The 24,983-nt window shown below is 64.2% G+C and carries 24 protein-coding genes; 14 read left to right on the forward strand and 10 right to left on the reverse strand.

What is annotated here, in order from left to right:
• The first annotated feature begins 199 nt into the window (after positions 1-199).
• The 3 genes from ACP92_RS21420 (at position 200) to ACP92_RS21430 (ending at position 2,581) form a co-directional block, all read left to right on the forward strand.
• A complete protein-coding gene (locus ACP92_RS21420) occupies positions 200-868 on the forward strand; it encodes a DUF484 family protein (RefSeq protein ID WP_013236221.1) in 669 nt (222 codons plus the stop codon).
• 40 nt (positions 869-908) lie between these two features.
• The gene (locus tag ACP92_RS21425; RefSeq protein WP_013236222.1) at positions 909-1,901 is read left to right on the forward strand and encodes a tyrosine recombinase XerC; all 993 of its coding nucleotides are present in this window, start codon (positions 909-911) and stop codon (positions 1,899-1,901) included.
• Positions 1,902-2,011: 110 nt separating this feature from the next.
• Entirely contained in the window at positions 2,012-2,581 is a 570-nt protein-coding gene (locus ACP92_RS21430) for a Fur family transcriptional regulator (protein WP_171941752.1), read from the forward strand.
• Between the two features lie 13 nt (positions 2,582-2,594).
• On the opposite strand, the gene ACP92_RS21435 is transcribed toward ACP92_RS21430, so the two are convergent.
• Positions 2,595-3,332: an HAD-IA family hydrolase gene (locus tag ACP92_RS21435; protein ID WP_013236224.1), complete on the reverse strand. Its 738-nt coding sequence runs from the start codon at positions 3,330-3,332 to the stop codon at positions 2,595-2,597.
• 79 nt (positions 3,333-3,411) lie between these two features.
• On the opposite strand from ACP92_RS21435, the gene ACP92_RS21440 reads away from it, so the two are divergent.
• Positions 3,412-4,323: a TraB/GumN family protein gene (locus ACP92_RS21440; protein WP_013236225.1), complete on the forward strand. Its 912-nt coding sequence runs from the start codon at positions 3,412-3,414 to the stop codon at positions 4,321-4,323.
• A 96-nt stretch (positions 4,324-4,419) separates the two neighbouring features.
• On the opposite strand, the gene argB is transcribed toward ACP92_RS21440, so the two are convergent.
• The 4 genes from argB to ACP92_RS21460 all read right to left on the reverse strand — a co-directional run bounded on the left by argB (position 4,420) and on the right by ACP92_RS21460 (position 7,918).
• Positions 4,420-5,313 carry an acetylglutamate kinase gene (gene argB, locus ACP92_RS21445; protein ID WP_013236226.1) on the reverse strand — a complete coding sequence of 298 codons (894 nt, stop codon included), beginning with the start codon at positions 5,311-5,313 and terminating at the stop codon, positions 4,420-4,422.
• 119 nt (positions 5,314-5,432) lie between these two features.
• Entirely contained in the window at positions 5,433-6,212 is a 780-nt protein-coding gene (locus ACP92_RS21450; RefSeq protein WP_013236227.1) for an SPOR domain-containing protein, read from the reverse strand.
• 54 nt (positions 6,213-6,266) lie between these two features.
• Positions 6,267-7,043, reverse strand: coding sequence for a type III pantothenate kinase (locus ACP92_RS21455; RefSeq protein ID WP_013236228.1), 777 nt, complete (start codon positions 7,041-7,043; stop codon positions 6,267-6,269).
• Positions 7,040-7,918 carry a biotin--[acetyl-CoA-carboxylase] ligase gene (locus ACP92_RS21460; RefSeq protein WP_414091889.1) on the reverse strand — a complete coding sequence of 293 codons (879 nt, stop codon included), beginning with the start codon at positions 7,916-7,918 and terminating at the stop codon, positions 7,040-7,042. The genes ACP92_RS21455 and ACP92_RS21460 overlap by 4 nt, the downstream gene beginning before the upstream one ends.
• 113 nt (positions 7,919-8,031) lie before the next feature.
• Here ACP92_RS21460 and ACP92_RS21465 point away from each other — a divergent pair, with 113 nt between their 5' ends.
• The 4 genes from ACP92_RS21465 to ACP92_RS21480 all read left to right on the forward strand — a co-directional run bounded on the left by ACP92_RS21465 (position 8,032) and on the right by ACP92_RS21480 (position 11,674).
• A complete protein-coding gene (locus ACP92_RS21465) occupies positions 8,032-9,174 on the forward strand; it encodes a VanZ family protein (protein WP_013236230.1) in 1,143 nt (380 codons plus the stop codon).
• 71 nt (positions 9,175-9,245) lie between these two features.
• Positions 9,246-9,566, forward strand: coding sequence for a (2Fe-2S) ferredoxin domain-containing protein (locus ACP92_RS21470; protein WP_013236231.1), 321 nt, complete (start codon positions 9,246-9,248; stop codon positions 9,564-9,566).
• 43 nt (positions 9,567-9,609) lie between these two features.
• On the forward strand, positions 9,610-10,272 hold the full coding sequence (locus ACP92_RS21475; RefSeq protein WP_013236232.1) for an alpha/beta hydrolase: 663 nt from the start codon (positions 9,610-9,612) through the stop codon (positions 10,270-10,272).
• Between the two features lie 247 nt (positions 10,273-10,519).
• A complete protein-coding gene (locus ACP92_RS21480) occupies positions 10,520-11,674 on the forward strand; it encodes a D-alanyl-D-alanine carboxypeptidase family protein (RefSeq protein ID WP_013236233.1) in 1,155 nt (384 codons plus the stop codon).
• 183 nt (positions 11,675-11,857) lie between these two features.
• Here ACP92_RS21480 and ahpF read toward each other — a convergent pair whose 3' ends face one another.
• Together ahpF and ahpC are read right to left on the reverse strand one after the other, a co-directional pair.
• Entirely contained in the window at positions 11,858-13,459 is a 1,602-nt protein-coding gene (gene ahpF, locus ACP92_RS21485) for an alkyl hydroperoxide reductase subunit F (RefSeq protein ID WP_013236234.1), read from the reverse strand.
• A 162-nt stretch (positions 13,460-13,621) separates the two neighbouring features.
• Positions 13,622-14,185, reverse strand: a complete 564-nt coding sequence (ahpC, locus tag ACP92_RS21490) for an alkyl hydroperoxide reductase subunit C (RefSeq protein WP_013236235.1) — start codon at positions 14,183-14,185, stop codon at positions 13,622-13,624.
• 356 nt (positions 14,186-14,541) lie between these two features.
• Here ahpC and ACP92_RS21495 point away from each other — a divergent pair, with 356 nt between their 5' ends.
• The gene (locus ACP92_RS21495; RefSeq protein WP_013236236.1) at positions 14,542-14,994 is read left to right on the forward strand and encodes an acyl-CoA thioesterase; all 453 of its coding nucleotides are present in this window, start codon (positions 14,542-14,544) and stop codon (positions 14,992-14,994) included.
• Between the two features lie 78 nt (positions 14,995-15,072).
• On the opposite strand, the gene ACP92_RS21500 is transcribed toward ACP92_RS21495, so the two are convergent.
• The gene (locus ACP92_RS21500) at positions 15,073-16,941 is read right to left on the reverse strand and encodes a phosphoenolpyruvate carboxykinase (GTP) (RefSeq protein WP_013236237.1); all 1,869 of its coding nucleotides are present in this window, start codon (positions 16,939-16,941) and stop codon (positions 15,073-15,075) included.
• A 12-nt stretch (positions 16,942-16,953) separates the two neighbouring features.
• Here ACP92_RS21500 and ACP92_RS24760 point away from each other — a divergent pair, with 12 nt between their 5' ends.
• Together ACP92_RS24760 and ACP92_RS21505 are read left to right on the forward strand one after the other, a co-directional pair.
• Positions 16,954-17,415: a hypothetical protein gene (locus ACP92_RS24760; RefSeq protein ID WP_156181818.1), complete on the forward strand. Its 462-nt coding sequence runs from the start codon at positions 16,954-16,956 to the stop codon at positions 17,413-17,415.
• A 175-nt stretch (positions 17,416-17,590) separates the two neighbouring features.
• Positions 17,591-18,577: a D-2-hydroxyacid dehydrogenase family protein gene (locus ACP92_RS21505; protein WP_013236238.1), complete on the forward strand. Its 987-nt coding sequence runs from the start codon at positions 17,591-17,593 to the stop codon at positions 18,575-18,577.
• On the opposite strand, the gene ACP92_RS21510 is transcribed toward ACP92_RS21505, so the two are convergent.
• Positions 18,555-19,319 (reverse strand): hypothetical protein, encoded by a 765-nt coding sequence (locus ACP92_RS21510; protein WP_013236239.1) that lies wholly within the window; start codon positions 19,317-19,319, stop codon positions 18,555-18,557. The genes ACP92_RS21505 and ACP92_RS21510 overlap by 23 nt on opposite strands.
• Before the next feature lie 345 nt (positions 19,320-19,664).
• On the opposite strand from ACP92_RS21510, the gene ACP92_RS21515 reads away from it, so the two are divergent.
• Both ACP92_RS21515 and ACP92_RS21520 read left to right on the forward strand, forming a co-directional pair.
• Positions 19,665-22,304 (forward strand): chemotaxis protein CheW, encoded by a 2,640-nt coding sequence (locus ACP92_RS21515; RefSeq protein WP_048348633.1) that lies wholly within the window; start codon positions 19,665-19,667, stop codon positions 22,302-22,304.
• An 82-nt stretch (positions 22,305-22,386) separates the two neighbouring features.
• Positions 22,387-22,872, forward strand: a complete 486-nt coding sequence (locus ACP92_RS21520; protein ID WP_013236241.1) for an asparaginase domain-containing protein — start codon at positions 22,387-22,389, stop codon at positions 22,870-22,872.
• A 19-nt stretch (positions 22,873-22,891) separates the two neighbouring features.
• Here the strand turns inward: ACP92_RS21520 and ACP92_RS21525 are convergent, their stop codons facing one another.
• Complete coding sequence (locus ACP92_RS21525; protein WP_013236242.1) at positions 22,892-23,794, reverse strand: LysR family transcriptional regulator; 903 nt, start codon at positions 23,792-23,794, stop codon at positions 22,892-22,894.
• A 133-nt stretch (positions 23,795-23,927) separates the two neighbouring features.
• Between ACP92_RS21525 and ACP92_RS21530 the strand changes: the two genes are divergently transcribed.
• Positions 23,928-24,977, forward strand: coding sequence for a YeiH family protein (locus ACP92_RS21530; RefSeq protein ID WP_013236243.1), 1,050 nt, complete (start codon positions 23,928-23,930; stop codon positions 24,975-24,977).
• Positions 24,978-24,983: the final 6 nt, after the last annotated feature.

A 24,983-nucleotide genomic window follows, 5' to 3' on the forward strand; every position in this document is an offset into this window, starting at 1 on the left:
GAAGCCGGTATGCAAATACCGGCAACAACCTGAATTGAACCGATCCGGGCTTGCATGAGCAATCATGCAAGCCCGTTTCTCTTTCCGGACTGCAACAGCGATTGTCAGCCTGTCCGATAGCGAGGATAATCTCGCCCAACTTCCGGCCTGCCAGCCAGGCGCTGTGCCGGCCCGCACTTTTTTCCTCGACAATTTCAAGATGACCACCGAACTGGATTCCGACCTGATCGCCGAATACCTGCTGGAACACCCTCACTTCTTCGAGGAACACGCAGAACTGCTTTCGACCGTCAAGTTGACCAGCCCGGTCATGGGCCGCGCCGTCTCCCTGCAGGAACGGCAGATGGAAATCCTGCGCGAGAAGATCCGCGTACAGGAATTGCGCATGGCAGAGCTCATGCGCATCGCCCAGGAAAACGACGAAATCACCAACAAGTTCCAGGCCTGGAGCCGCGCCCTGCTGCTGACCCGCGATGCCGAAGATCTGCCGGCCGTGCTGGTGAAGCAATTGCAGGACATCTTCCACGTCCCGCAAGTGACGGTGCGCCTGTGGAACCTGGGCGCCGCCCATGCGGACAACTGGGCCGTGCAGGAAGTCACGGACGATGCGCGCATCTTCGCCAATGGCCTGTCGGCGCCCTTCTGCGGTCCCAACAAGGATTTCGAGGCCGCTACCTGGCTGGACGACGCCGCCACCGTCAAGTCGGTGGCCATGCTGCCGCTGCGCGTGGGCGCTGCACCGGAAGCCTTCGGCCTGCTGGTGCTGGGCTCCCCCGATCCCAACCGCTTCACCTCCGACATGGGCACCGACTTCCTGACCCGCATCGGCGAAACCGGCAGCGCTGCGCTGGCCTGCCTGCTGCGCTGAAACGCAACCGGGCCTGCCCTCGTTCCGCGCGTCCCGTCTCATGGAGCACAACGTGGAAAACGCGACCACAGGCCTGATCGGACAATATCTCTCCTTCCTGCGCACGCAGCGCAAGCTCTCGGACCATACCGTCGAACACTACGGGCGCGACCTGCAGGAGCTGCGCTCCCTGCTGGCCCCGGCCGGCGAGGAACATGCCGACATCGACCTGCGCAAGACGACCCAGGTACAGATCCGCAAATGCGCCGCCCGCCTGCATGCGCGTGGCCTCAACGCCCGCTCCATTGCACGCAAGCTGTCGGCCTGGCGGGGATTTTTCGGCTGGCTGTCGATGCAGATGGACCTCGCGGCCAACCCGGTCGATGGCGTCAAGGCCCCCAAGAAAAGCAAACCCCTGCCCAAGGCCCTGGCCGCCGATGACGCTATCCGGCTGGTCTCCCAGCCCGATCCCGTGCGCGATCCCGATTCCACCCTGGCGGCCTGCAACCGGGCCATGTTCGAACTGCTGTATTCGAGTGGCCTGCGGGTCTCGGAGCTGGTGGGAATCGATGTGGCCGATGTGCGCGAGGGCGGCTACGAATCTGCCGGCTGGGTCGACCTGGAAGAAGCCGAAGTGACCGTGACCGGCAAGGGCGGCAAGAAGCGCAAGGTCCCGGTGGGCCAGGCCGCCCGCGCTGCCCTGGCCGACTGGCTGCCCTTGCGGGCCAGGCTGCGCAAGGCCGACGGCGGGCCCGACAGCCACGCCCTGTTCCTCAATGAACGCGGCGCGCGCATCTCGCCGCGGGTGGCGCAGTTGCGGCTCAAGGCCCACGGCCGGGCGCTGGAAATGGCCAGCGACGTCCATCCCCATATGCTGCGTCACTCCTTTGCCTCGCATGTACTGCAAAGCTCGGGCGACCTGCGCGCCGTGCAGGAAATGCTGGGCCACGCTTCCATCACCGCTACCCAGGTCTATACGGCGCTGGATTTCCAACGCCTGGCCCAGGTCTACGACCAGGCCCATCCGAGGGCGCGCAAGAACGGCGGCAAGTAGAGGGCCTGGGCAAGCGCGGCGCGAAAGCAAGGACGGCATGGGCTAAAATAGGACGTCCCGCTATCCTAGGAAGCGCAAGCCACCGCCCTTCCCCCTGAATGCCCCAGCCCATGCCCACCATGAAAGCCAAAGCCACCGCCACTCCCGCCAGCAGCAATGCCCAGGCCGCCGCCATGGCCGCCCTGGCCGAGGCACAACTGCGGGAAGCCGGCGTGCGCGTGACCCAGGCGCGGGTCAATGTGCTCGGGGCCTTGCTGGAAACGCGCAGCGCGGCCTCGCACCAGGACATCCAGGACCGTTTTGCTGACATGGACCGGGTAACCCTCTACCGCGCCCTGGACTGCCTGACCGAAGCCGGACTGGCGCACAAGATTTCCAGCGACGACCGCATCTTCCGCTACAGCGCCGGCGCTGACCATGCCGAGCATGGCCTGCATGATCACAGCCATGGCAAGCAGCACCAGCACGGCCATTTCAAATGCACCCGCTGCAACCGCGTGTTCTGCCTGGATGCCAGCGACGGCACCGACTTCCTGGCCACCGTCCTTCCCCCTGCCGAAGGCCACCACTCCACTGCCGCCCAGTTGCAATCGGCGCTGCGCAGGACGCTGGGCAAGGGTTTCCAGAGCCACGAAGTGGAACTGACCATCAAGGGCTGGTGCGCCGACTGCGCTGACTGAGCTGACCGAGCGCTTACCTTACCGCCCCGAGCGCCGCCAGCCGGCGCGGCAACTGCCGTACCGAGCGCACCTTCACATCGACGAACGCGGGCCGGCGGCTCAACACGCGCTGCCCACCGATGTGGCCCAACAAGGCTTGGCTACCGCGCAGATATTGCGTGACCCAGGCCGTGCGCACCCCCAGCTCCCGTGCGGTCTTCAGGTTGTCCACCGTATCCTCGACCAGGATGCAACGGCGTGGCGTGGCCTTGTGGCGCGCCAGCAGCTTGCGCAGCATCAGGCGCGAGGGCTTGGGCCGCAACTGGCGATGCACATGCATGGATTCGATGGCGATGTGATGCGAGAAATGCCTGTGCAATCCCAGATGGCGCACCAGCTCGCGGGAGTAGCGGCGCGGTGCATTGGTCAGCAGGATCTTCTGGCCCGGCAAGCGCGCCAGCCACCGGCCGATGCCGCGCTCAGCGCGCACCATGCCGGTCAGATCGTCGAACAGGTGCGCCTCATGCAGGAACTCATCCACGCCCACGCCGTGATGGCGCACCAATCCCAGCAGGGTCGCGCCATAGAGTTTCCAGTAATGCCGCCGCATATGGTTGACCGCGGCCTCGTCGCTGGGCAGTCCATCCTTCTCCAGCACGCGCTGGATGATGCGGTTCATGTTGGCGTTGATGGCCGGAAAGATCGCGTGTGAGGCGTTGTGCAGGGTATTGTCGAGGTCGAACAGCCAGAGCGGTGTAGTATTGGACGCCATAAATCGAAGGTGCGCACAGCGATGCTGTCGCTGGGCGCATGAGCAAGCAAGGAATGAAAGGCCAGCAGTGACCGGATTGATGCAACGACTGATTATAGTGAGTTTGACCTGGCTGTCCTGCCTGAACTGGCTTTCTCCGGCGCAGGCTGCCGAGACCACCACAGAGGCCCCGCCGCGCGGAGCGCTCTATGAAGTCTCCGATGGCCGCCACACGCTGCTGCTGTTCGGCACCATCCATGTGGGCGCGCCCGATTTCTATCCGCTCGAACCCCGGCTGCGCCAGGCACTGGCCGCCGCCCCGGTGCTGGCGCTGGAGCTGGATCCGCAGAATGCCGCGGCCATGCAGGAAGCGGCCCAGCGCCATGGCCTCTATCCGCCCGGCCAGCATCTGCTGGACCAGCTGGCGCCCCCGCTGCGCCAGCGCACCATGGCGACCCTGCAGCGCCTGGGTCTGCCGGAGCAAGGCGTGCAGAACTTGCGTCCGTGGATGCTGGCCCTGGCCCTGACCGTGCAGGAATATGCCCGCCACGGCTACCAGAGCGCACTGGCGGTGGACAGCCACCTGGCTGCCAGCGTGCGCGCCCATGGCGGCCAGATACTGGAACTGGAGAGTGCAGAACGCCAGATGCGCCTGTTCAGCCAGCTCAGCGACGCCCAGCAGGCGCAGTTCCTGGACGATACCTTGAAAGAGCTGCAGGACAGCCACCTGAACCGCCGCATCGATACATTGGTAGACGCCTGGCGGCATGCCGACAGCGCCGGCCTCGCCAGCGCGCTGCGTGAGCTGCAGGAAGACGACAGCTTCACCAGCCGTTTCACCCTGAAGAACCTGCTGCGGGATCGCAACCCAGGCTTGGCCACCGGCATCGCCGCCCTGCTGCGACGGCAAGACAAGGCCGTGGCTGGCATCGGCATCCTTCATCTGACGGGGCCCGACAGCGTACCGGCCTTGCTGGCCAAACAAGGCTTGCAGGTCCGGCAACTCTACTGATCGGTCGCGCCAGCGCGCGCTAAGCGTGTGCTCCCCCCATGCAAAAAGGGATGAGCATGCTCATCCCTTTTTGCTTGTCCTGCCGGTCTGGATGGATCAGTGCGAACGGATCATGGTGCCGAAGGCCTGCTCGGTCAGCACTTCCAGCAGCAGCGAGTGCTCGATGCGGCCATCGATGATGTGCACCGTGTTCACGCCCGACTTGGCCGCATCCAGCGCCGAGGAGATCTTGGGCAGCATGCCGCCGGAGATGGTGCCGTCGGCGAACATCTCGTCGATCTCGCGGGCCGACAGGTCGGTCAGCAGATTGCCCGCCTTGTCTTGCACGCCGGCGATGTTGGTCATCATGATCAGCTTTTCGGCATGCAGGATCTCGGCGATCTTGCCGGCCACCACGTCGGCATTGATGTTGTAGGCCTGGCCGTCGTCGCCAAAGCCGATGGGCGAGATGATGGGAATGAAGGCGTCGTCCTGCAGCGCCTTGACCACCGCCGGGTTGATCGCCTCGATCTCGCCCACGTAGCCGATGTCCAGGAAGGCGCCGGGATGTTCCTTGTCCGGCATCTGCATCTTGCGCGCGCGGATCAGGCCGCCATCCTTGCCGGTCAGGCCCACCGCCTGGCCGCCATAGTGATTGATCAGCATCACGATGTCCTGCTGCACTTCACCGCCCAGCACCCATTCCACCACTTCCATGGTTTCTTCATCGGTAATGCGCATGCCCTGCACGAAGGTCCCCTGCTTGCCGATCTTCTTGAGCGCGGCGTCGATCTGCGGGCCGCCACCGTGGACCACCACCGGGTTCATGCCCACCAGCTTCAACAGGATCACGTCACGGGCGAAGCCGTGCTTGAGGCTTTCCTCGGTCATCGCATTGCCACCGTACTTGACCACGATGGTCTTGCCGTGGAATTTGCGGATATACGGCAGCGCCTCGGCCAGGATTTCGGCTTTGATCTGGGGGGCTACGTTGGTCAGGTCGGTGGTCATGGCAATGTCCTGTGGGTCGATGGGATGGGGATGCGTTTAGGGACGGGATTTTACATGGAAAGCCGCCCGGCTTCGCAGCGCAACATGCGGCGTGTGCGATCCAGGCAACGTCGCCGCGCTCAGGCGCTGCAGGCGCGGATTTCCTGATCGGGGAAGGCGCTCTTGATGTTGTCCAGGGCGGTGCGCGCTTCCGGGCTCAGGTCGCGCAGCTGGAACACCTGCTTGCCAGCGCCGGAACGCCGCGCAATGATGCGCGCGCTGCGCACCCCGCGCGAGATCAGCTGGCCCACGTAGGCCTTGGCCGCCTCTTCGGTGCGGAAGATACCCAGCGAGATGCCCGAACGCAGCGCCGGATTGGGGAAGCTGTCAGGAAGGACATAGAAATCACCGATACCCAGCCGGCGCAGTTCGGCAATGCGCCGCTCGGCGCCCTCGCGGCCATCCTGGGGAGGGATGTAGACCATATGGCTGGTCACGTCCTGGGTCAGCTTCTGCGCCACACGGTCACCCAGATTGAGGCTGGCCAGTTGTTCCGAGAAGCGCTTGGCATCGGCGACGGTGAAATTGCCCACCTCCGTACAGGAAGGCGTGACCGCCGCCACCTGGGCGGCAGGCGGCTGGGTCGCCGGCGCGGCGGCATTGGCGGCGGCCGCCGGGTCGGCGCCAGCGGGCGCGGCAGCGGAGGCAGAGGGAGCAGCGGCGGGCGCCTGCGAGCGCGTCTGTGAGGCCAGCTTCTCGCTATTGGCCGGCAGCACGCTGAGCAGTTCCGGATGCAATTGCTCGGCCAGGCGCTGCGGTTCGCGGCGCTCGGTGGCATTGGCGCCAAAATAGCCGCGCGGCAATCCGAACAGGATCACATTACCCACCAGCAACAGCCAAAAAAGCAGTTTCAGCTTCATCCGCGCCTTGTCTTTCCTTGCCTGTGTTGATTCTCTTGCATCGATGGACCTGCGTCAGCCCGCATGGTTCATGGCCGTATGCAAGCCGATGAGCACCAGATTATCCACTTTTTCCAGCGGCGTTTCGCCCAGCACCAGATAGGGCGCCAGCACCAGCCCCGCGCCTCCGGCCAGCAGGCAGCGGCGCGCAGTATGGGGATGGGCGCGCTCACGCGCCGCCAGCGCATGTTCGATCGCGCCCACCTGGGCGGCGATGCAGCCCGAGACGATCGCCTCTACCGTATTGTCGGCAAAGATCCCGGCCAGCGGCGTGACCTCATCGATCTGCGGCAACTGGGCGGTATTGAGCGCCAGCGAGGTCGCCATGGTGCCAAACCCGGGCAGGATCATCCCGCCCTCGAAGACACCCTGGGCGCTGACCACGTCGATGGTGGTGGCCGTGCCACAGGTGGCGACCAGCAGTTCCTCGTCGGGGTAGAGTGCGCGCGCGCCGATGGCGGCGGCAAAGCGGTCGCAGCCCAGCCTGGCGGGATCACGATAGCCATTGCGCAACCCGGCGCGCTCCAGGGTGGAAGCAAACCATTCGATCACCGGGCCGCTACCGAAGACCTGCTGCAGGAGCTGCTGCAGGCTCTCCCGCAAGGCCGGCCCGGCCACATTGGAGACGCAGATGCGCTGCGGCCTGTCCAGCGCGGCCCAGGCCTGCGCCAGCGACTGCAGTTCTCCCCGCGCCACCGCCCCCTGTTGCCGCCAACGGCCCTCGCGCTGGGGATGGTCCGACGGCACAGCCCACTTGATGCGGGTGTTGCCGGCATCGATGAGCAGCATCATCCGTCCTGCAGGCGCAAGGACAGGTCGCCGACCATCACCGCGACCTGCCCGGCCTCGGTATCGAGCAGGAAGCGGCCCATCATATCCACCCCCACCGCCCTGCCTTCATGCAAGAGACGGCCGTTGTCGACGATCTTCACCGCCTGGCCGGCATAGGCATGGAAGGCTTCCCAGCGGCGGACGAATGCACCAAAGCCGCGCTGTTCGAATTCGGTCAACACCTCGGCCAGCGCGCTGGCGATGATGGCCAGCACGGTCTCGCGCGGCGGCTTGCGCAGTTCGGGGACAGCGGCGATGGCGCGCTGCAGCTCCTGCTCCAGCCCTTGCGGCACGCCCAGGTTCAGCCCGATCCCGATCACGGCCCAGGTGGCATCGCCACGGCGGCCATCGGACGCCGTCTCGATCAGGATGCCGGCCAGCTTGGCGCCCTCGCGCAGCACATCGTTGGGCCATTTCAACTGGGGCCGCACGCCGAACACTTCCAGCGCTTCGGCCAGCGCCACGCCCACTGCCAACGGCAAGCCCAGCAGGGCATGCATGGGCCGTTCGAAGCGCCAGGCCAGGGAAAACGTCAGCGAATCCTCGGGCGCAGCACGCCAGGGACGGCCAGCACGGCCACGGCCTGCGGTCTGGCGGTCGGCCACCAGCAACAGCGGACGGGTCAGCGACGTCACGCGCTGCATCAGGTCGACATTGGTGGAGCCGGTGCAGGCCACCGCCTCGACATCGATGCGTTGCTGGCCCTGGCTGTCGGAACCGGCCAGCAGCATGCCGATGCGTTCGGGACGCACCAGCGGGGTATGTTCATCGGCCATCGCGGCAAAGTCGTCCAGCGAGGGGAGCGGCCCGGTGGGCGAGGGAGAAGTCATGGTCATAGCGCGCATTGTAAGGCAGGCAGCGCGCTGCGGGCGGCCTGAGTGCGCCCTGGGTGCGCCCGATTCGCTCCGCCCACCGGCAACCATGGGCGAAATCGGTTACCCTCTGGCCCATGCCAGCCCCGCCAGACTCCCCCACCGCCGCCCCTGCCGCCGCGCCGCCCGGCGCCAGCACGGGCTCGGCCTTTGCGCGCGTGAGCCTGCTGGTCTATGCACTGCTGATCGTCTATGCCAGTTGGTATCCCTTCTCCGGCTGGCGCGACCTGGGCATCAAGCCCTTCGACTACCTGTGGGCGCGCCTGCCCTATTACTGGACCGGTTTCGACGTCTGGACCAATGTGGCCGGCTATGCGCCGCTGGGCCTGCTGCTGGTGCTGGCCATGCATCCGCACATCCGCCCATGGTGGGCGGTGCTGCCGGCCACGCTGGCCGGGGTGCTGCTGTCGGCCTGCATGGAGGCTGGCCAGACCTACCTGCCCACGCGCGTGCCCTCCAACCTGGACCTGCTCACCAATGCCGTCGGCGTGACGCTGGGCGCCTTGCTGGGAGCGGCCTGCAGCCGCACCTTCCTGCACGAGAGCCGCTTCCTGCTGGCGCGGCAGCGCTGGTTTCCCGCTGAAGCCAGCCGTGGCCTGGCCGTGGCCGGGCTGTGGCCGCTGGCGCTGATCTATCCGCAGAACCACCTGTTCGGGCTGGGCAACCTGGTGCCGCCGCTGTCGGGATTCTTTTCGGACCTGCTCGACACGCCCATCGACCTGGCCACGACCTGGCTCAACAATGCCCAGTTGAGCGCCGAGCAATACTGGCTGGCCGACGTCATCGTCACGGCCTGCGGCCTGACCGGCGCAGCCTTGCTGGTGCTGCAGCTCCTGCGCCGCCAGGCGCCGCGCCGGCGGCTGGTGGCGCTCTACCTGCTGGCCTGCATCGCGGCCAAGTCGCTGGCCTGTGCGCTCTTCTTCGCTCCGCAGAATGCCTTCGTCTGGATCTCGCCCAGCGCCGTGGGCGGCATCATGCTGGGGACCATGATGATTGCCGGCCTGTCCTGGGCGCCGCCCACGGCGCAGCGGCGCGTAGCCGGGCTGGCGCTGTTCCTGAGCCTGGTGGTCACCAACGCAGTGCCGGCCAATCCCTATTACCTCTCCACGCTGGAGACCTGGGTGCAGGGCAAGTTCCTCAACTTCGATGGCGCCGCGCAGTTCCTCTCGGTGATCTGGCCCTTCCTGGCGCTCTGGGTGCTCTACCGGAAACAAAGCTGACCGGGGTGTATCATTGACGCTTTGCCGGCCAGCCCCGGCCGGCGTGTCGCCAACCTCCACCGGTCATCCCCATGAGCGATCAACCCTACTACGAACACCACGTCTTCTTCTGCCTGAACCAGCGCCAGCCGGGCGAACGCACCTGCTGCGCCGACAAGGGCGCACAGGCCGCCCAGGAACACGCCAAGAAACGCATCAAGCAACTGGGCCTGTCCGCGCCCGGCAAGGTCCGCATCAACAAGGCCGGCTGCCTGGAGCGCTGCGAGGAAGGCCCGGTCGTGGTCATCTACCCGCAAGGCACCTGGTACACCTACGTGGACAAGGAAGATATCGACGAGATCATCGACAGCCACATCGTCGGTGGCAAGGTCGTGGATCGCCTCAAGATCTGAGTTTCCAGCTTCTCCCCTCTTCCCAGTACATGTTTCGCAAGCCATGAATGCACACACCCAGAATTTCATGATCACCGGCGCCGTCGGCGCGCTCGAATGCGCGCTCGACCTGCCCGATCCCGAGACCTTTTCCACGCCCGTCGGCCTGGCCCTGGTGGCCCATCCGCATCCGCTCTTCGGCGGCACCATGGACAACAAGGTGGCCCAGACCCTGGCCCGCACCTTCCTGGCGCTGGGCTATGTGGCGGTACGCATGAATTTCCGCGGGGTGGGCAAGTCCGAGGGCGTGCATGATCATGGCGCCGGCGAGACCGACGACATGGCCCTGCTGCTGCAGCACATGCGCAGCCAGTATCCCGACCTGCCGCTGGCGCTGGCCGGTTTTTCCTTCGGCACCTTCGTGCAGGCCCAGCTGCAACAACGCCTGCTGCAACAGGACCCCGCCAGCGCCGCCGAACGCCTGGTGCTGGTGGGCACGGCCGCCGGCAAGTGGCCCATGCCGCCGGCCCCGGCCGATACCATCCTGATCCACGGCGAGCAGGACGACACCATTCCGCTTTCCGCCGTGCTCGACTGGGCGCGTCCGCAGGAGCTGCCGGTGGTGGTGATTCCAGGCTCGGATCACTTTTTCCATCGCAAACTGCAACATATCAAGAACGTCGTGGTCCAAAGCTGGCATCGCCGCCCGGCCCAGTTGCCAGCCTGAATACGGCAACCGGCAGGTGACGACGCAAACGCCGGCATGCCGGCTTCGTGAGGGGATTTTCCTGGGGTGAAGATCCATTCAATTGGGAACGAAGCCGCATGACGTTTATAATTCAGGGCGAGCAGCAGCCAGGCCCCTTGCGCGCCTGCGCCACGCTGTCCTCACAGACTGACCCGCCCGGCCTCGATCTCTTTTCAAACCCACAGCAACGATGTTCCCCCGTGCTGGCAATTTTTCTTAGGCACCGATGAAAAAGCTTCTCGCGGCGCTCGCCGCAACCGTCCTTTCCATTTCCACCCTCACCGCTTCCGCCCAGAGCCTGCCGCCGCCGACCGTGGCCGCCAAGAGCTGGCTGCTGCTCGATGCCTCGGCCAACCAGGTGATCGCCTCGAGCGACCCTGACACGCGCGTGGAACCGGCCTCGCTGACCAAGCTGATGACGGCCTACCTGGCCTTCGCCGCCCTGCGCGACAAGCGCCTGAGCCTGGAGCAGGAAGTCAGCGTCTCGGTCAACGCCTGGAAGGTCGATCCGAGCAGCTCCAAGATGTTCATCGAACCCAACAAGCCGGTCTCCATCGACAACCTGCTCTACGGCCTGATCTCGGTCTCGGGCAACGATGCCGCCGTGGCCGTGGCCGAAGCCGTCTCGGGTACCGAAGACGCCTTCGTGCAGTTGATGAATCGCGAAGCGCAGCGCCAGGGCCTCACCAATACCCACTTCAGCAACCCGCACGGCCTGCCCAGCCCGGACACCTATACCACCGCGCGTGACCTGTCCATCCTGTGCCGCAACCTGATCAACGATTTCCCCGAGTACTACAAGCGTTATTACTCGGTGAAGAAGTTCACCTACAACAACATCACCCAGCCCAACCGCAACCGCCTGCTGTGGCTGGACCCGACGGTCGATGGCATGAAGACCGGCCACACCTCCAGCGCCGGCTACTCGCTGATCACCTCGGCCCACCGCCCGGTGCCCAACGGCGAGCGCCGCCTGATCTCGGTGGTGATCGGCACCGTGTCCGACCAGGTCCGCACGCAGGAAAGCCAGAAGCTGCTGAACTGGGGCTTCCAGAACTTCGACGCCGTCAAGCTCTACGCCAAGGGCCAGCCGGTCGATACGCCTGATGTCTGGAAGGGTTCGCAGGGCAAGATCAAGGTGGGCTTCAAGAACGACGTCTACATCACCATCCCCAAGGGCACGGCTGACAAGGTCAAGACCAAGCTGGACCGCAATGATCCGCTGATCGCCCCGATCGCCGAAGGCGCCAAGGTCGGCACCCTGAAGGTGACCATCGACGACAAGACCGTGACCGAGCTGCCGGTAGTGGCGCTGGAGTCCGTCGGCCCGGCCGGCTTCATCGGACGCGCCTGGGATTCGCTGCGCTTGATGTTCAAGTAAGCTGCCAGCGGTACTGCTTCAAGGAAACGCCATCGGGATCAACCGATGGCGTTTTTTTATGCCCCGCGCTGGTCTGGCCAGCGGCAAGCGCCTCACAAGAAAAGGATATAAACAAAAACGCCACCGGCTGATTCAACCGGTGGCGTTTTTTGTTTCTTGCTACTAGTGCGGCTGGCGTATGGCTCAGGCGGCCACTGCTTCCTTGGCCGCAGCCGGCGCCACGTCATCAGCCGACGAGCGGATCAGGTGATCGAAGGCCGACAGCGCCGCCGTCGCACCTGCGCCCACGGCGATGACGATCTGCTTGTAAGGCACGGTGGTCACGTCGCCAGCGGCGAAGACACCCGGAATCGAGGTCTGGCCCTTGGCGTCGATCTCGATCTCGCCGTGCTTGGACAAGGCCAGCGTCCCCTTGAGCCATTCGGTGTTGGGCACCAGGCCGATCTGGACGAACACACCTTCCAGCGGTACGTGCTTGATCTCGCCGGTCTCGCGTTCCTTGTAACTGATGCCATTGACGCGCTGGCCGTCGCCAGTGATCTCGGTCGTCTGCGCCGAGGTCACGATGGTCACATTGGGCAGGCTCTTCAACTTGCGCACCAGCACCGCGTCGGCCTTCAGTTCGGCAGCGAATTCGATCAGGGTCACATGGGCGACGATGCCGGCCAGGTCGATGGCCGCTTCCACGCCCGAGTTGCCGCCACCGATCACCGACACGCGCTTGCCCTTGAACAGCGGACCATCGCAGTGCGGGCAATAGGCCACGCCCTTGTTCTTGTATTCCTGCTCACCCGGGACGTTGACATTGCGCCAGCGCGCACCGGTGGACAGGATCACGGTCTTGCCCTTCAACACGCCGCCATTGGCCAGCTTCACTTCGATCAGCTTGTCGCCCGGCACCAGTGCTTCGGCGCGCTGCACGTTCATGATGTCGACGTCATAGGCCTTCACGTGCTGTTCCAGCGCGGTCGCGAATTGCGGGCCTTCGGTTTCCTGCACCGAAATGAAGTTCTCGATGGCCAGGGTATCGAGCACCTGGCCGCCGAAACGCTCAGCCACCACGCCAGTACGGATGCCCTTGCGAGCGGCGTAGATGGCGGCCGCCGCGCCGGCGGGCCCCCCGCCGACGATCAGCACGTCATACGGCTCCTTGGCGCTCAGTTCCTCACCCTTGCGGGCAGCGGCGCCGGTATCGAGCTTGGCGAGGATCTCTTCCACGCCGGTGCGGCCCTGGCCGAACACCTCGCCATTCATGTAGACGGTCGGCACGGCCATGATCTGGCGTTGCTCGACTTCGCCCTGGAACAGCGCGCCATCGATGGTCACCGACTGGATGCGCGGGTTGATGATGGACATCACATTGAGCGCCTGCACGACTTCCGGGCAGTTCTGGCAGGTCAGCGAGACGTAGGTCTCGAAGCGATAGTCGCCGTCCAGGTTCTTGATCTGCTCGATGACCTTGTCGTCGAGCTTGACCGGGTGCCCGCCCACTTGCAGCAGCGCCAGCACCAGGGAGGTAAATTCGTGGCCCATCGGGATCGCGGCGAATTCGACGCTGATATCGGTCCCGGGGCGGTTCAGTTTGAAGGACGGGGTACGTCCCTGGGCATCGGCGCCGCGTTGCTCGACCAGCTTGATGCGGTCCGACAGCAGCACGATGTCTTGCAGGAGTTCCTGCATCTCCCGCGACTTGGCGCCATCATCGAGCGACGCGACGATCTCGATCGGGTGGCTGACCTTTTCCAGATAGGCCTTCAGTTGGGTCTTGAGATTGGCATCCAGCATGATGATTACTTCCTCGTTGAGAGATTCAAAGTCGTCCTGACCACGGCCTAGCCCTTGTGAGGGTCGGCCGCTTGCCCGGGGGAGAGCCGGTCGGGACGGGTACTACAGGGGGATCGTTGCAGTCGCGCCGGGTTGCCGGCGCGACGTCTTGCTTGCTCGGGCTTAGATCTTGCCGACCAGGTCCAGCGACGGCTTCAGGGTGGCGGCGCCTTCTTCCCACTTGGCGGGGCAGACTTCGCCCGGGTGCGATGCGACGTACTGGGCAGCCTTGACCTTGCGCAGCAGTTCCGAAGCGTCACGGCCGATGCCGTTGTCGTGGATTTCCAGGACCTTGATCTGGCCTTCCGGATTGATCACGAAGGTACCGCGCAGGGCCAGGCCTTCTTCTTCGATCAGCACTTCGAAGTTGCGCGCCAGGGTAGCGGTCGGGTCGCCCACCAGCGGGTATTGCACCTTCTTGATGGCTTCCGAGGTGTCGTGCCATGCCTTGTGAGCGAAGTGGGTGTCGGTGGACACGCCGTAGATCTCAACGCCCAGCTTCTTGAATTCAGCGTAGTTGTCGGCCAGATCTTCCAGCTCGGTCGGGCACACGAAAGTGAAGTCGGCCGGGTAGAACACGAAGACGGACCACTTGCCCTTCAGGGTGGCTTCGGTGATGTCGACGAACTTGCCATCGTGGTAAGCGGTTGCCTTGAACGGCTTGATAGTGGTGTTGATCAGGGACATTGTCGATTTCCTTTAAAAGGGGGGTTGAGTGAAGCGATGGGTTGAATAGTAGAACGCCAAACAAAATAGATCAATTTTATTTAATCAATGTTTTTGATTGGAATTAACTATCGATCTTGAGGATCAGGCTATCGGCAGCGCCGGTGACCGCAAAACGGCGCGGTCACCCGGAGTACATGGCGTCGGCTGGCGCGGATGCAAGCACGGCGCTGGCCAACATCTGACCGTGATCGCTTAAGATGGAACACTTCCGGCCACGCCACGGCGGGCGCGATCGGAAGTGGGAGCAATGTTACTGCAAGCAAGCCGTTCTTGTGCAGGCGCACAAGCCGATCCATCTTGACTTCGATGACCCGATGAGCGAACCCCGTCCCCAACCCGGCCGTCGCGCCGATTTCCTGCATTTCCACGCCATCCCGACGCGCTGGATGGACAACGACGTCTATGGCCACGTCAACAACGTCGTCTACTACAGCTGGTTCGATACCGCCGTGAACCACTACCTGGTGCAGCAGGGCGCACTGGATATCGAACACGGGGAAGTGATCGGGCTGGTCATCGAAACGCAGTGCAACTATTTCGCCTCGGTGGCCTTCCCCGACCTGATCGAGGTCGGCGTGCGCGTGGCGCATCTGGGGCGCAGCAGCGTGCGCTACGAGCTGGGCATCTTCAAGGCCGGGGAAGAGAGCGCTGCCGCGCGGGGCCACTTCGTGCATGTGTACGTGGACCGCGCCAGCCGCCGTCCGGTGGCGCTGCCTGAAGCGCTGCGCGCGGCGCTCATGCCGCTGACCTTGCTGATGCCGGGTTGAGAGCTCACCCGCAGCGCAAACGAAAACGCCTGCCGCATCGCTGCGGCAGGCGCTTCTGTCTACTCCGAACCGGTCAGCTTAGGCTGCCAGCTTCTTCTCCAGCTTGTCCTTCACGCCCTGCAGTTCGGCCGGCAGCTTGTGCTTGAGCTTGTCGAACAGTTCGGCATGCAGCTCCAGTTCCTTGAGCCAGGCGGCCTTGTCAATGGAGGTGATGGTGGCGAACTGGTCGGCGCTGAAATCCAGGCCTTCCCATTGCAGGTCCTCGAAACGCGGAGTGATGCCGAACAGGTGCTCGACACCGCCGCTCTTGACGCCTTGCGGGTCTTCGATGCGGTCCAGCATCCACTTCAGCACGCGCATGTTGTCGCCGAAGCCGGGCCAGACGAACTTGCCATCGGCATCGGTACGGAACCAGTTCACGCAGTAGATCTTGGGCAGCTCGGCGGGCGAGGCGGCGATCTTCTTGCCGATGTCCAGCCAGTGCTGGAAGTATTCGCTCATGTTGTAGCCGGCGAAGGGCAGCATGGCGAACGGGTCACGACGCACCACGCCCTGCTGGCCAACGGCCGCAGCGGTGGTTTCCGAACCCATGGTGGCCGCCATGTAGACGCCTTCGACCCAGTTGCGGGCTTCGGTCACCAGCGGCACGGTGGTGGAACGGCGGCCGCCGAAGATGAAGGCCGAGATCGGCACGCCGGCCGGATCATCCCAGGCCGGGTCGATGACCGGGTTCTGGGTCGCGGCCACGGTGAAGCGGGCGTTCGGGTGCGCCGCCTTGCGGCCGGTTTCCTTGCCGATCTCCGGCGTCCAGTCCTTGCCCTGCCAGTCGATCAGGTGCGCCGGGGCTTCCTTGGTCATGCCCTCCCACCAGACGTCGCCATCATCGGTCAGCGCCACGTTGGTGAAGATGGTGTTGGCCGAGACCGAGGCCATGCAGTTGTAGTTGCTCTTTTCGTTGGTGCCCGGGGCCACGCCGAAGTAGCCGGCTTCCGGGTTGATCGCGTACAGGCGGCCGTCGGCGCCCGGCTTGATCCAGGCGATGTCGTCGCCGATGGTGGTGACCTTCCAGCCGCCGAAGGCCTTGGGCGGGATCAGCATGGCGAAGTTGGTCTTGCCGCAGGCCGAGGGGAAGGCTGCGGCCACATAGTGCTTCTTGCCTTCGGGCGATTCCACGCCCAGGATCAGCATGTGCTCGGCCAGCCAGCCTTGGGCGCGGCCCATGGTGGAGGCGATGCGCAGGGCGAAGCACTTCTTGCCCAGCAGCGCGTTGCCGCCATAGCCGGAACCATAGGACCAGATTTCGCGGGTTTCCGGATAGTGGACGATGTACTTGGTGGCGTTGCACGGCCAGGCCACATCCTTCTGGCCAGCGGCCAGGGGTGCGCCCACGGTATGCACGCAAGGCACGAACTCGCCATCAGTGCCCAGCACGTCATAGACGGCCTTGCCCATGCGGGTCATGATGCGCATGTTGACCGCCACATAAGGCGAATCCGACAGTTCCACGCCGATGTGGGCGATGGGCGAACCCAGCGGACCCATCGAGAACGGCACCACGTACAGGGTGCGGCCGGCCATGCAGCCGTCGAAGAGACCGTTGAGGGTCTGGCGCATCTCGGCCGGATCGGTCCAGTTGTTGGTCGGGCCGGCGTCTTCCTTGTTCTGCGAGCAGATGAAGGTGCGGTCTTCCACGCGCGCCACGTCGGACGGATCAGAGCAGGCCAGGTAGCTGTTGGGACGCTTTTCCGGGTTCAGCTTCTTCATGGTGCCAGCGGCGACCATCTCGGCGCACAGGCGATCATATTCTTCCTGGGAACCATCGCACCAGTAAATGCGAGCCGGCTTGGTCAGCGCGGCAATTTCGGCGACCCAGTTGATCAGTTTCTGGTGTTTGACGTGGGCGGGAGCATTCACTGCGGGAATGCCTGCCATGAGGGGTTGGTTCATATGCTACCTCCAATGCCACAAGTTGATGAATTCGGTTGGCACGGCAGGATCGTCGTTGCTTGGAACCGGCGGGATAAACACGCCACCAGCCAGCAATACGGCGGTCTTGTCGATGGCGGCGACCTCGCAGAGGCCTTGCCGCCCTGCCCGTCACCGATGCTGGCGGCGGGCATTACGCACTCTTCGACAGGCGAGAGTGCAGGAAAGTGGCAGGGATTGTACCCCCATTGCCGGGAATTTACTAAAATTTGTAGCGAAAAATACCCGACTTATGTAGTAGGTAATTACAAATCAAAAAAAATCTGTTTTTTCATTACCATGGCGCATAACAGCATTTCCAGCGAAAACCGCATCGATACTGGATCTGCGCGGCATAGCGGGGTTTTCGTCATTCACCATATGAATATCACTGACAAAAATCGAACAGAATTTTTCATCTGGCCCGCTCAGCAACAAGGGTTGTCATTCTGCTGACATCGTCTGACAGCGGACGGCGCATTCATTGCCCTCCACTCCTCCTACAGATGCGAGTGCCATGTCATTTCATGACGCCGGCGCGCCACCCGTCCACAATCGATTTATGATGACGCCGATGCGTCGCCGACCTACCCGGACGACGCCCGGCCCCCTACCCGCCACGGAGACCCAGATGAAGATCGCCATCCTCGACGACTACCAGGACGCAGTGCGTCACCTCGATTGCTTCCGCCTGCTCGACGGCCACGACGTCAAGGTATTCAACAACACCATCCGCGGCGTCGGCCAGCTGGCGGCGCGGCTGTCGCCCTTCGACGCCGTGGTGCTGATCCGCGAACGCACTGCCCTGACCCGTCCCTTGCTGGAAAAGCTGCCGTTGCTCAAGCTGGTGTCGCAGACCGGCAAGGTCAGCGGCCATGTCGACGTGGCCGCCTGCACCGAGCGCGGCATCGCCATCGTCGAAGGCGTGGGTGACCCGACGGCGCCGGCCGAGCTGACCTGGGCGCTGATCATGGCGGCCATGCGGCGCGTGCCGCAATACTGCAGCGCCCTGCGCGCCGGCGCCTGGCAACAGGTCTCGCCCACGCCCCACCACAACCTGATCGGCACGGCGCTCAAGGGCCGCACGCTGGGCATCTGGGGCTATGGCAAGATCGGCCGGCTGGTGGCCGGCTATGGCCGGGCCTTTGGCATGCAGGTGCTGGTCTGGGGCCGTGACTCCAGCCGCGAGCAAGCCATCAAGGATGGCTACCAGGCCGCCGCCAGCAAGGAAGAATTCTTCGCCCAGGCCGACGTGCTGAGCCTGCATCTGCGGCTCAATGACGCCACCCGCGGCATCGTCAAGGCCAGCGACCTGGCGCGGATGAAAGCGACCGCCTGCTTCGTCAACACCAGCCGCGCCGAGCTGGTCGAGCCTGACGCGCTGGAAGCCGCGCTCATCGCAGGCCGCCCCGGCCTGGCTGCGCTGGACGTCTACGAGCGCGAACCGCTGCCGGTGGAGTCTGCGCTATTGCAGATGGATAATGTGGTGGCTGCCCCGCACCTGGGCTATGTGGAGAAGGATGGCTATGAGCTGTACTTCCGCGCCGCCTTCCAGAACATCGTGGCCTACGCGGCCGGCGCGCCCACCCATGTCCTCAATCCTGAGGCTCTGGGGTGATGCGGTGGATGGTGCGCACAGGCGGGTTGTAGGCCTGCTGGGGCATCGGCCCCGCGCCCTTCCACAGTTGCCGCCATCCGGGCGGCCAGGGTAATGGCGGCCCGGCATAGTCAGGCACATTGCGCCGCACCGGGATCACCGGCAGGTGCTCCGGCATGGCGCCGTTGTAGTGCCAGCCCAGGCTGAAGGCATAGTCGGGCAGCAGCGTGGCGCAGACCAGCTCGAACCAGTTGGCGTGCTCCTGGTCTTCGCCCAGCGCCTGCGCCAGTCCCTGCGGATCGAACTGCGCCAGCAGACGCGCCAGCTCCTGCGGCGACGAGGAAGGCACATCGCCCCAGCCCATGACCGGATTGAAGTTGTAGTCCGCTCCCGAGCCATACCAGCCCTCGCGCCATGGGCGCTCAATCCAGTTGCGCGGACCGCCGAAGAGATGCCAGCGCCAGTGCAGTCCGGACGGTTTGGGCCAACTGTACAGGTAAAGTTTCTGGTAACCGGCCCGGTGCAGCTCGCGCACCATCTCCATCAGGCGTGCATGCGGCATGCGATCAGGTGGCGTGCGACGGAACAGGATGGGTGTACCGTCGGCGTGCTGGACTTCATCCGAGGACAGGTTCAGGTCCAGGGTGCGCACTTCGCTGCCGAAGCGCGCAGAAATCCATCCCGTCAACAAGTTGACGAGCACGATCACGCCATAGCCGCGATGACGATGAAAGATGACGGTGCCGGGTGCCAGTGGTTTCATATGCGCACCATTATAAGCGGCCCGATGAAATTGCATTTCCCGCCCCGGGAACAGCTCGTGGTATGACCAGTTACCCCACTGCAATCGATACGCACCGAATTGTTCCCTGACTGGTCAGCCCCCCTGCCCCTCCGCCAAGCTCCCGGCACCGAAATAGTATAAAAATTTAGTCTGCCGACCACCCGACAGAGAATCATTCGCCGCAAAGGCTTGCGCACACTGGCATGCAACTTGCTGATCAAAAATCGCAACAAAAAAATATAACAAACCATAACAAGCAACCGATGGCGGAAATTCCAACATCGAGCTGCGTTGAACCTGCGACAAATCAGAGGGATGCCAACCATGACCACGCACAACGCCACAGACAAAGACAGAATCCTCCCCCCCGAAACCCATACCGAAACCTTCCTGCCCTACATGCGCGACGTTGCCCGCTGCGAACAGTCGCTCCAGGAGCTGAACCAGATGTGGCGCATCATCGAGGCCTCGGCCAAGATGAATTGCCCCGCCGAAGCCAAGAGCATCCTGCCGACCATGGCCGCCACCCGCTCCGGCTTCTCACGCCTGGAGCGGGAACTGGTCAGCAGTCTCGCCCACGAAAAGGTGCGCAACGTGCTGGCCGAGATCGGCACCAAGGCGCGCTACGTGATCGACATCGTGGTGCGCAACCTCTTCGAACGCACCGCCGATGTGGGCTTCCTGGCGACCGACCGGGAACTGTGCAACTTCGTGGCCGGCCTCACCGACTCGGTGGAAGCCACGCGTTATCGCCTGCGCGAGTATCGCAACAAGTACACCGTCTATGACGAGATCATCCTGCTCGATACCGAGGGCAACGTGCTGGTGCAGATCGACCCGACCACGCCCCTGGAACACAGCGCCGATCCGCTGATCCGGCAAACCCTGGAGTCCGACACGTATGTCGAGACCTTCCGCGCCACCGACCTGCGGCCGGCCAAGGAACGTGCGCTGGTGTATTCGCGCCGCATGCACCATCCCCAAACTGGTGCAGTCATTGGCGTGCTCTGCCTGTGCTTCCACTTCGAAGAGGAGATGGCCGGCATCTTCGCCGCCCACGGCGATCCGCAAGGGCGCAGCAACATGTTGCTGCTCGATGGCGAGAACCGCGTCATTGCCAGCGCCGATGCGCTATGGATCCCGCCCGGCAGCGAGGTCCCGGTCAACATCGATGGCCAGCCGCGCCTGATGATGCACAGCGGCCGCCAGTATCTGGTGCGCACCTTCGCTTCGGAAGGCTACCAGGGCTATCCCGGCCCGACCGGCTGGCAGGGGCAGGTGATGATCCCGGTGGACGTGGCCTTCAACGACAGCGCCAGCGACACCCTTTCGCAACTCGCTCCCGAGGTCGCCGAAGGACTGCTTGCGCACGCGCACTCCTTCTGTCCGCCTCTGCACGACATCATGACCGCCGCCAAGACCATCCAGCGCATCGTCTGGAATGGCCAGGTCATGACCGCCGGCCAGCGTGGTGAAATGATCAAGCTCAAGACCATCCTCGACCAGATCAGCGAGACCGGCAATCGCAGCAACGAACTGTTCGCGCAGTCGATCCACGATCTCTACCAGACCGTACTGGTGTCGAGCATGCGCGATGCCGAGTTCACCACCAGCCTGATGGTGGACCTGCTGGATCGCAATCTCTACGAACGCTCCGATGACTGCCGCTGGTGGGCGCTCACGCCGGAGCTGCGCAGCATGCTGGCGCAAGACCAGGTCAGCGCCGATGACAGCGCCAAGATCAGCAGCATCCTGGCCGCCATCAACAGGCTCTATACGGTCTATACGCGCCTCTTTGTCTATGACCGCCACGGCCGCATCGTGGCCAGCACCGGCGATGCGCTGGAGAGCGTGCTTGGCAGCCACATCGATCAGACCACACTGGAGGCGGTCAGCACGCTGCGCAGCGCGCAGCAATACCATGTCAGCCCGTTCGGCCCAAGCAATTTGTATGACGGCCGTCACACCTACATCTATCACGCCGCCATCCGCGCGCTGGACCAGGATGCAGTGGTGGGCGGCATTGGCATCGTCTTCGATGCTGAACCGGAATTGCGCAACATGCTGGTCGCGGGCCTGTCGGGCAAGCAGCGCATGAGCGCCTTCTATGTCAGCCGTGATGGGCGCATCCTGTCCAGCACCGACGCCGCCCGTCCGGTCGGGGGCACTCTGGAGATCGATGCGACCATGCTGCAACTGGACCATGGCGCGCACCGCTCCGGCGTCACCTTGCATGACGGTCAGTACGCCATCGTCGCCACCAGCGCCTCCAGCGGTTACCGCGAATTCAAGACCAGTGATGGCTATCAGGAAGACGTGATTGCCGTGGTGTTCCAATGCTTCGGTGCGATCAACGAAGGCGGTACGTCCAACAGCAGCAGCGCCTTCCAGCTGGAACAGGACGTCGCCGTGAACCGCAACGGCGAGGATCTCGAATACGCCACCTTCTTCTCCGACCACAGTCTCTTTGCCATCGCCGCAGTTCACGTGATGGAAGCGGTTCCCTATAGCGAGGTACTGCCCACCTCCATGGGCAGCCGCCCCGAACAGATCGGCATACTGGGACTGGAGCGCGAGGGCCAGCACCGCGACTTCATCTGGGTCTTCGACCTGGGCTTCCTGATCCGTGGCACCCGCTCGGCCATCACCAGCAGCAGCCAGGTCATGATCGTGCAGCATGGTGCGCACACCATCGGCCTGCTGGCCGATGAACTGCACGCCGTGCCGCAATTCGGCCAGGCCCAGATCATCCATACGCCCTTTGCACTGCAAGGGGAATCCATGCTGGTCTCGCACGTGATCAAGGCCAATGGCGGCCAGCTGCTGATCCAGGCCATTGCAGTCGATCGGCTGTTTGCCTGGGTGGTCGATGGCAGCGTGCCTCACGCCAACGCACTGGAACTGGTGCCGCAAGACACTGGGGCTGCACCGCCCCCGCAGGTGGAGGCCCTGCTGGCCGCCTGATCCTGCCATCCTGCGCAGCAAGACCGCATGCCGTCCGTGTAAGATAGCGGACGGTATTTTTATTCCAGGAAACGGAACCACCATGAGCCTGCGCATCATCGCCACCGGCGGCACCTTCGACAAGCACTACGACGAAATCGCAGGGCAGCTTGGCTTTGGCGAAAGCCACCTGCCCGACGTCATCGCCCGCGCCCGTATTACCGCGGAGGTATCCCTGGAAATCCTGCCCCTGCTCGATTCGCTGGAAATGCAGGACGGCGATCGCCAGCGCGTGCTCGCCGCCTGCCAGGCCTCGTCACAGCAAGCCATCGTCATCGTCCACGGCACCGACACCATGCAGCAGACCGCCCAGGTGCTGGGCCAGGCGTTGACCGGCAAGACCGTGGTGCTGACCGGTGCGATGATCCCTTATGAAATCGCCAACTCGGATGCGCTGTTCAACTTCGGCTTCGCCTGTGGCGTGGCGCAGGTCTTGCCTGCGGGCGTCTATGTGGCGATGAATGGACGCATCTTTGCCTGGAACAAGGTCGCCAAGAACCGCAGCGCGGGCGTGTTCGAGCCGCTCTGACGAACGCTGGAACGCCCTCTCAACCCGGCTGCTGGCGCTGCGCCCAGGCGCGACAGAAACCCAGCAGCGCGCCCAGGCTGGGCGAAGGGGCACGGTGGCGGCTGACCACCATGTAGAAATGCCGGCGCAGGGTCGGCAGCGGCGTATCGAGCTCGACCAGCTTGCGCGACTCGATCATGTCCTCGACCACCGCGCGCGAGAGGCAGCTGATCCCCAAGCCTTCGGCCGTGGCGCGCTTGATCGCCTCGGAATTGCCGAACTCGAAGGACGAGGGCAGATGGTGCAGATAGGGAATGAGCGCATGCTCGACCGCCTCGCGCGTGCCGGAGCCGGCCTCGCGCAGCAGCCACTCGGCTTCGCGCAGCCGCTTCAGGGTGATCTTGCGGCCCGACTTCACCAGCGGATGACGGGGTGCCGCCACGACGATCAGTTCATCCATCATCCACGGCTCCACCTCGACATCATCGGCGTGGCAAGGCCCCTCGATCAAACCCGCATCGACCTCGAAATTGACCACCGCATCGACGATGTCAGCCGTATTGGCCACCAGCGCGCGCACCCGCGCACCCGCGTGATCCTTGCGGTAGGCCGCGATCATGGCCGGCAGCATGTAGCTGCCGATGGTGGTGGAGGCGCCGATATGCAATTCACTGCCCGCCTCCGGATCACTGAACTGGCGCTCGATGGTCTGCGCGGCGTCGAGCATGTGGCGCGCCTGCGGCAACAGCTGGCGGCCGCTGTCATTGAGCACCAGGCGCTTGCCGACGCGATCGAACAACTGCACCCCCAGCAGATGCTCCAGCTCATTGAGCGCCGCACTGGCAGCCGATTGCGACAAGGCCACCAGGTCCGCCGCCGCGGTGGTCGAGCCGGACTGCGCCACGGCCAGGAAGATCTGCAACTGCCTCAATGTGATTTTCATGTCCTGCGCTCCGGGAAGACAACACGATCTACCAATTAAACAGGTAGATATTATCAAAATAACGCGTTTTTCTTTTATAGCCGCCACGCGTACAGTGCAGCCATCGACAGCACCTCATCGCGTGGAGAGTAAGATGCGCACGGCAACCCAAACATCCCCCCTGCATCCGGCCCTGGCCGGCCTGGCCCTGTCCGGCGCTCTCGCCTGGGCCGCCATGAGCCTGGGCAACATCGGCTGGCTGCAGGACCACGGCTTCTCGGCCCTGACGGTGGCCATCGTGCTGGGCATCGTCCTGGGCAATACGATCTACCCGCGCCTGGGCGCCTCCTGCGGCGAGGGCGTGCGCTTTTCCAAGCAGACCCTGCTGCGCGCCGGCATCATCCTCTACGGTTTTCGCCTGACCTTCCAGGACATCGCCCACGTCGGCCTGGCTGGCGTGGTGATCGACGCGGCCATGCTGCTGTCGACCTTCGGGCTGGCCTGGCTGGTCGGCACCAAGGTCTTGAAGCTGGACCGCGATGCGGCCCTGCTGATCGGCGCCGGCAGCTCGATCTGCGGTGCAGCGGCGGTGATGGCCACCGAACCCGTGCTGCGTGCGCGCAGCGAGCAGGTCACCGTGGCGGTCTCCACCGTGGTCATCTTCGGTTCGCTGGCGATCTTCCTCTACCCGCTGCTGCATACGCTGCAGGCCGAACCGGCCTGGGGCCTGCGCCTGCCGGACTTTGGCGTCTATATCGGTTCCACCGTCCATGAAGTGGCCCAGGTGCTGGCGGCAGCCCGCTCCATCGACCAGCATACGGCCGACGTGGCGGTGATCACCAAGATGGTCCGCGTGATGATGCTGGCGCCCTTCCTGCTGATGCTGTCGATGAAGGCCGCGCCCACCACCTCGGGTCACCAGCACCAGCACAACAAGCTGTCGATTCCCTGGTTCGCCTTCGCCTTCATCGGTGTGGTGGTGTTCAACTCCTTCTTCCCCCTGCCCGCTGCGCTGAACCAGCTGCTGCTGCAGGCCGACACCCTGATGCTGGCCATGGCCATGGCCGCGCTGGGCTTGTCCACCCACCTCTCGGCGCTGCGCAGCGCCGGCATCAAGCCGATGATCCTGGGCGCGGTGCTGTTTGCCTGGCTGGTGGTGGGCGGAGCGCTGGTCAATGGCGCGCTGGGGCGGCTGCTGGCCTGATGTTCC

Origin of the sequence: Herbaspirillum seropedicae (assembly GCF_001040945.1) — a bacterium.
Classification (GTDB): domain Bacteria; phylum Pseudomonadota; class Gammaproteobacteria; order Burkholderiales; family Burkholderiaceae_D; genus Herbaspirillum; species Herbaspirillum seropedicae.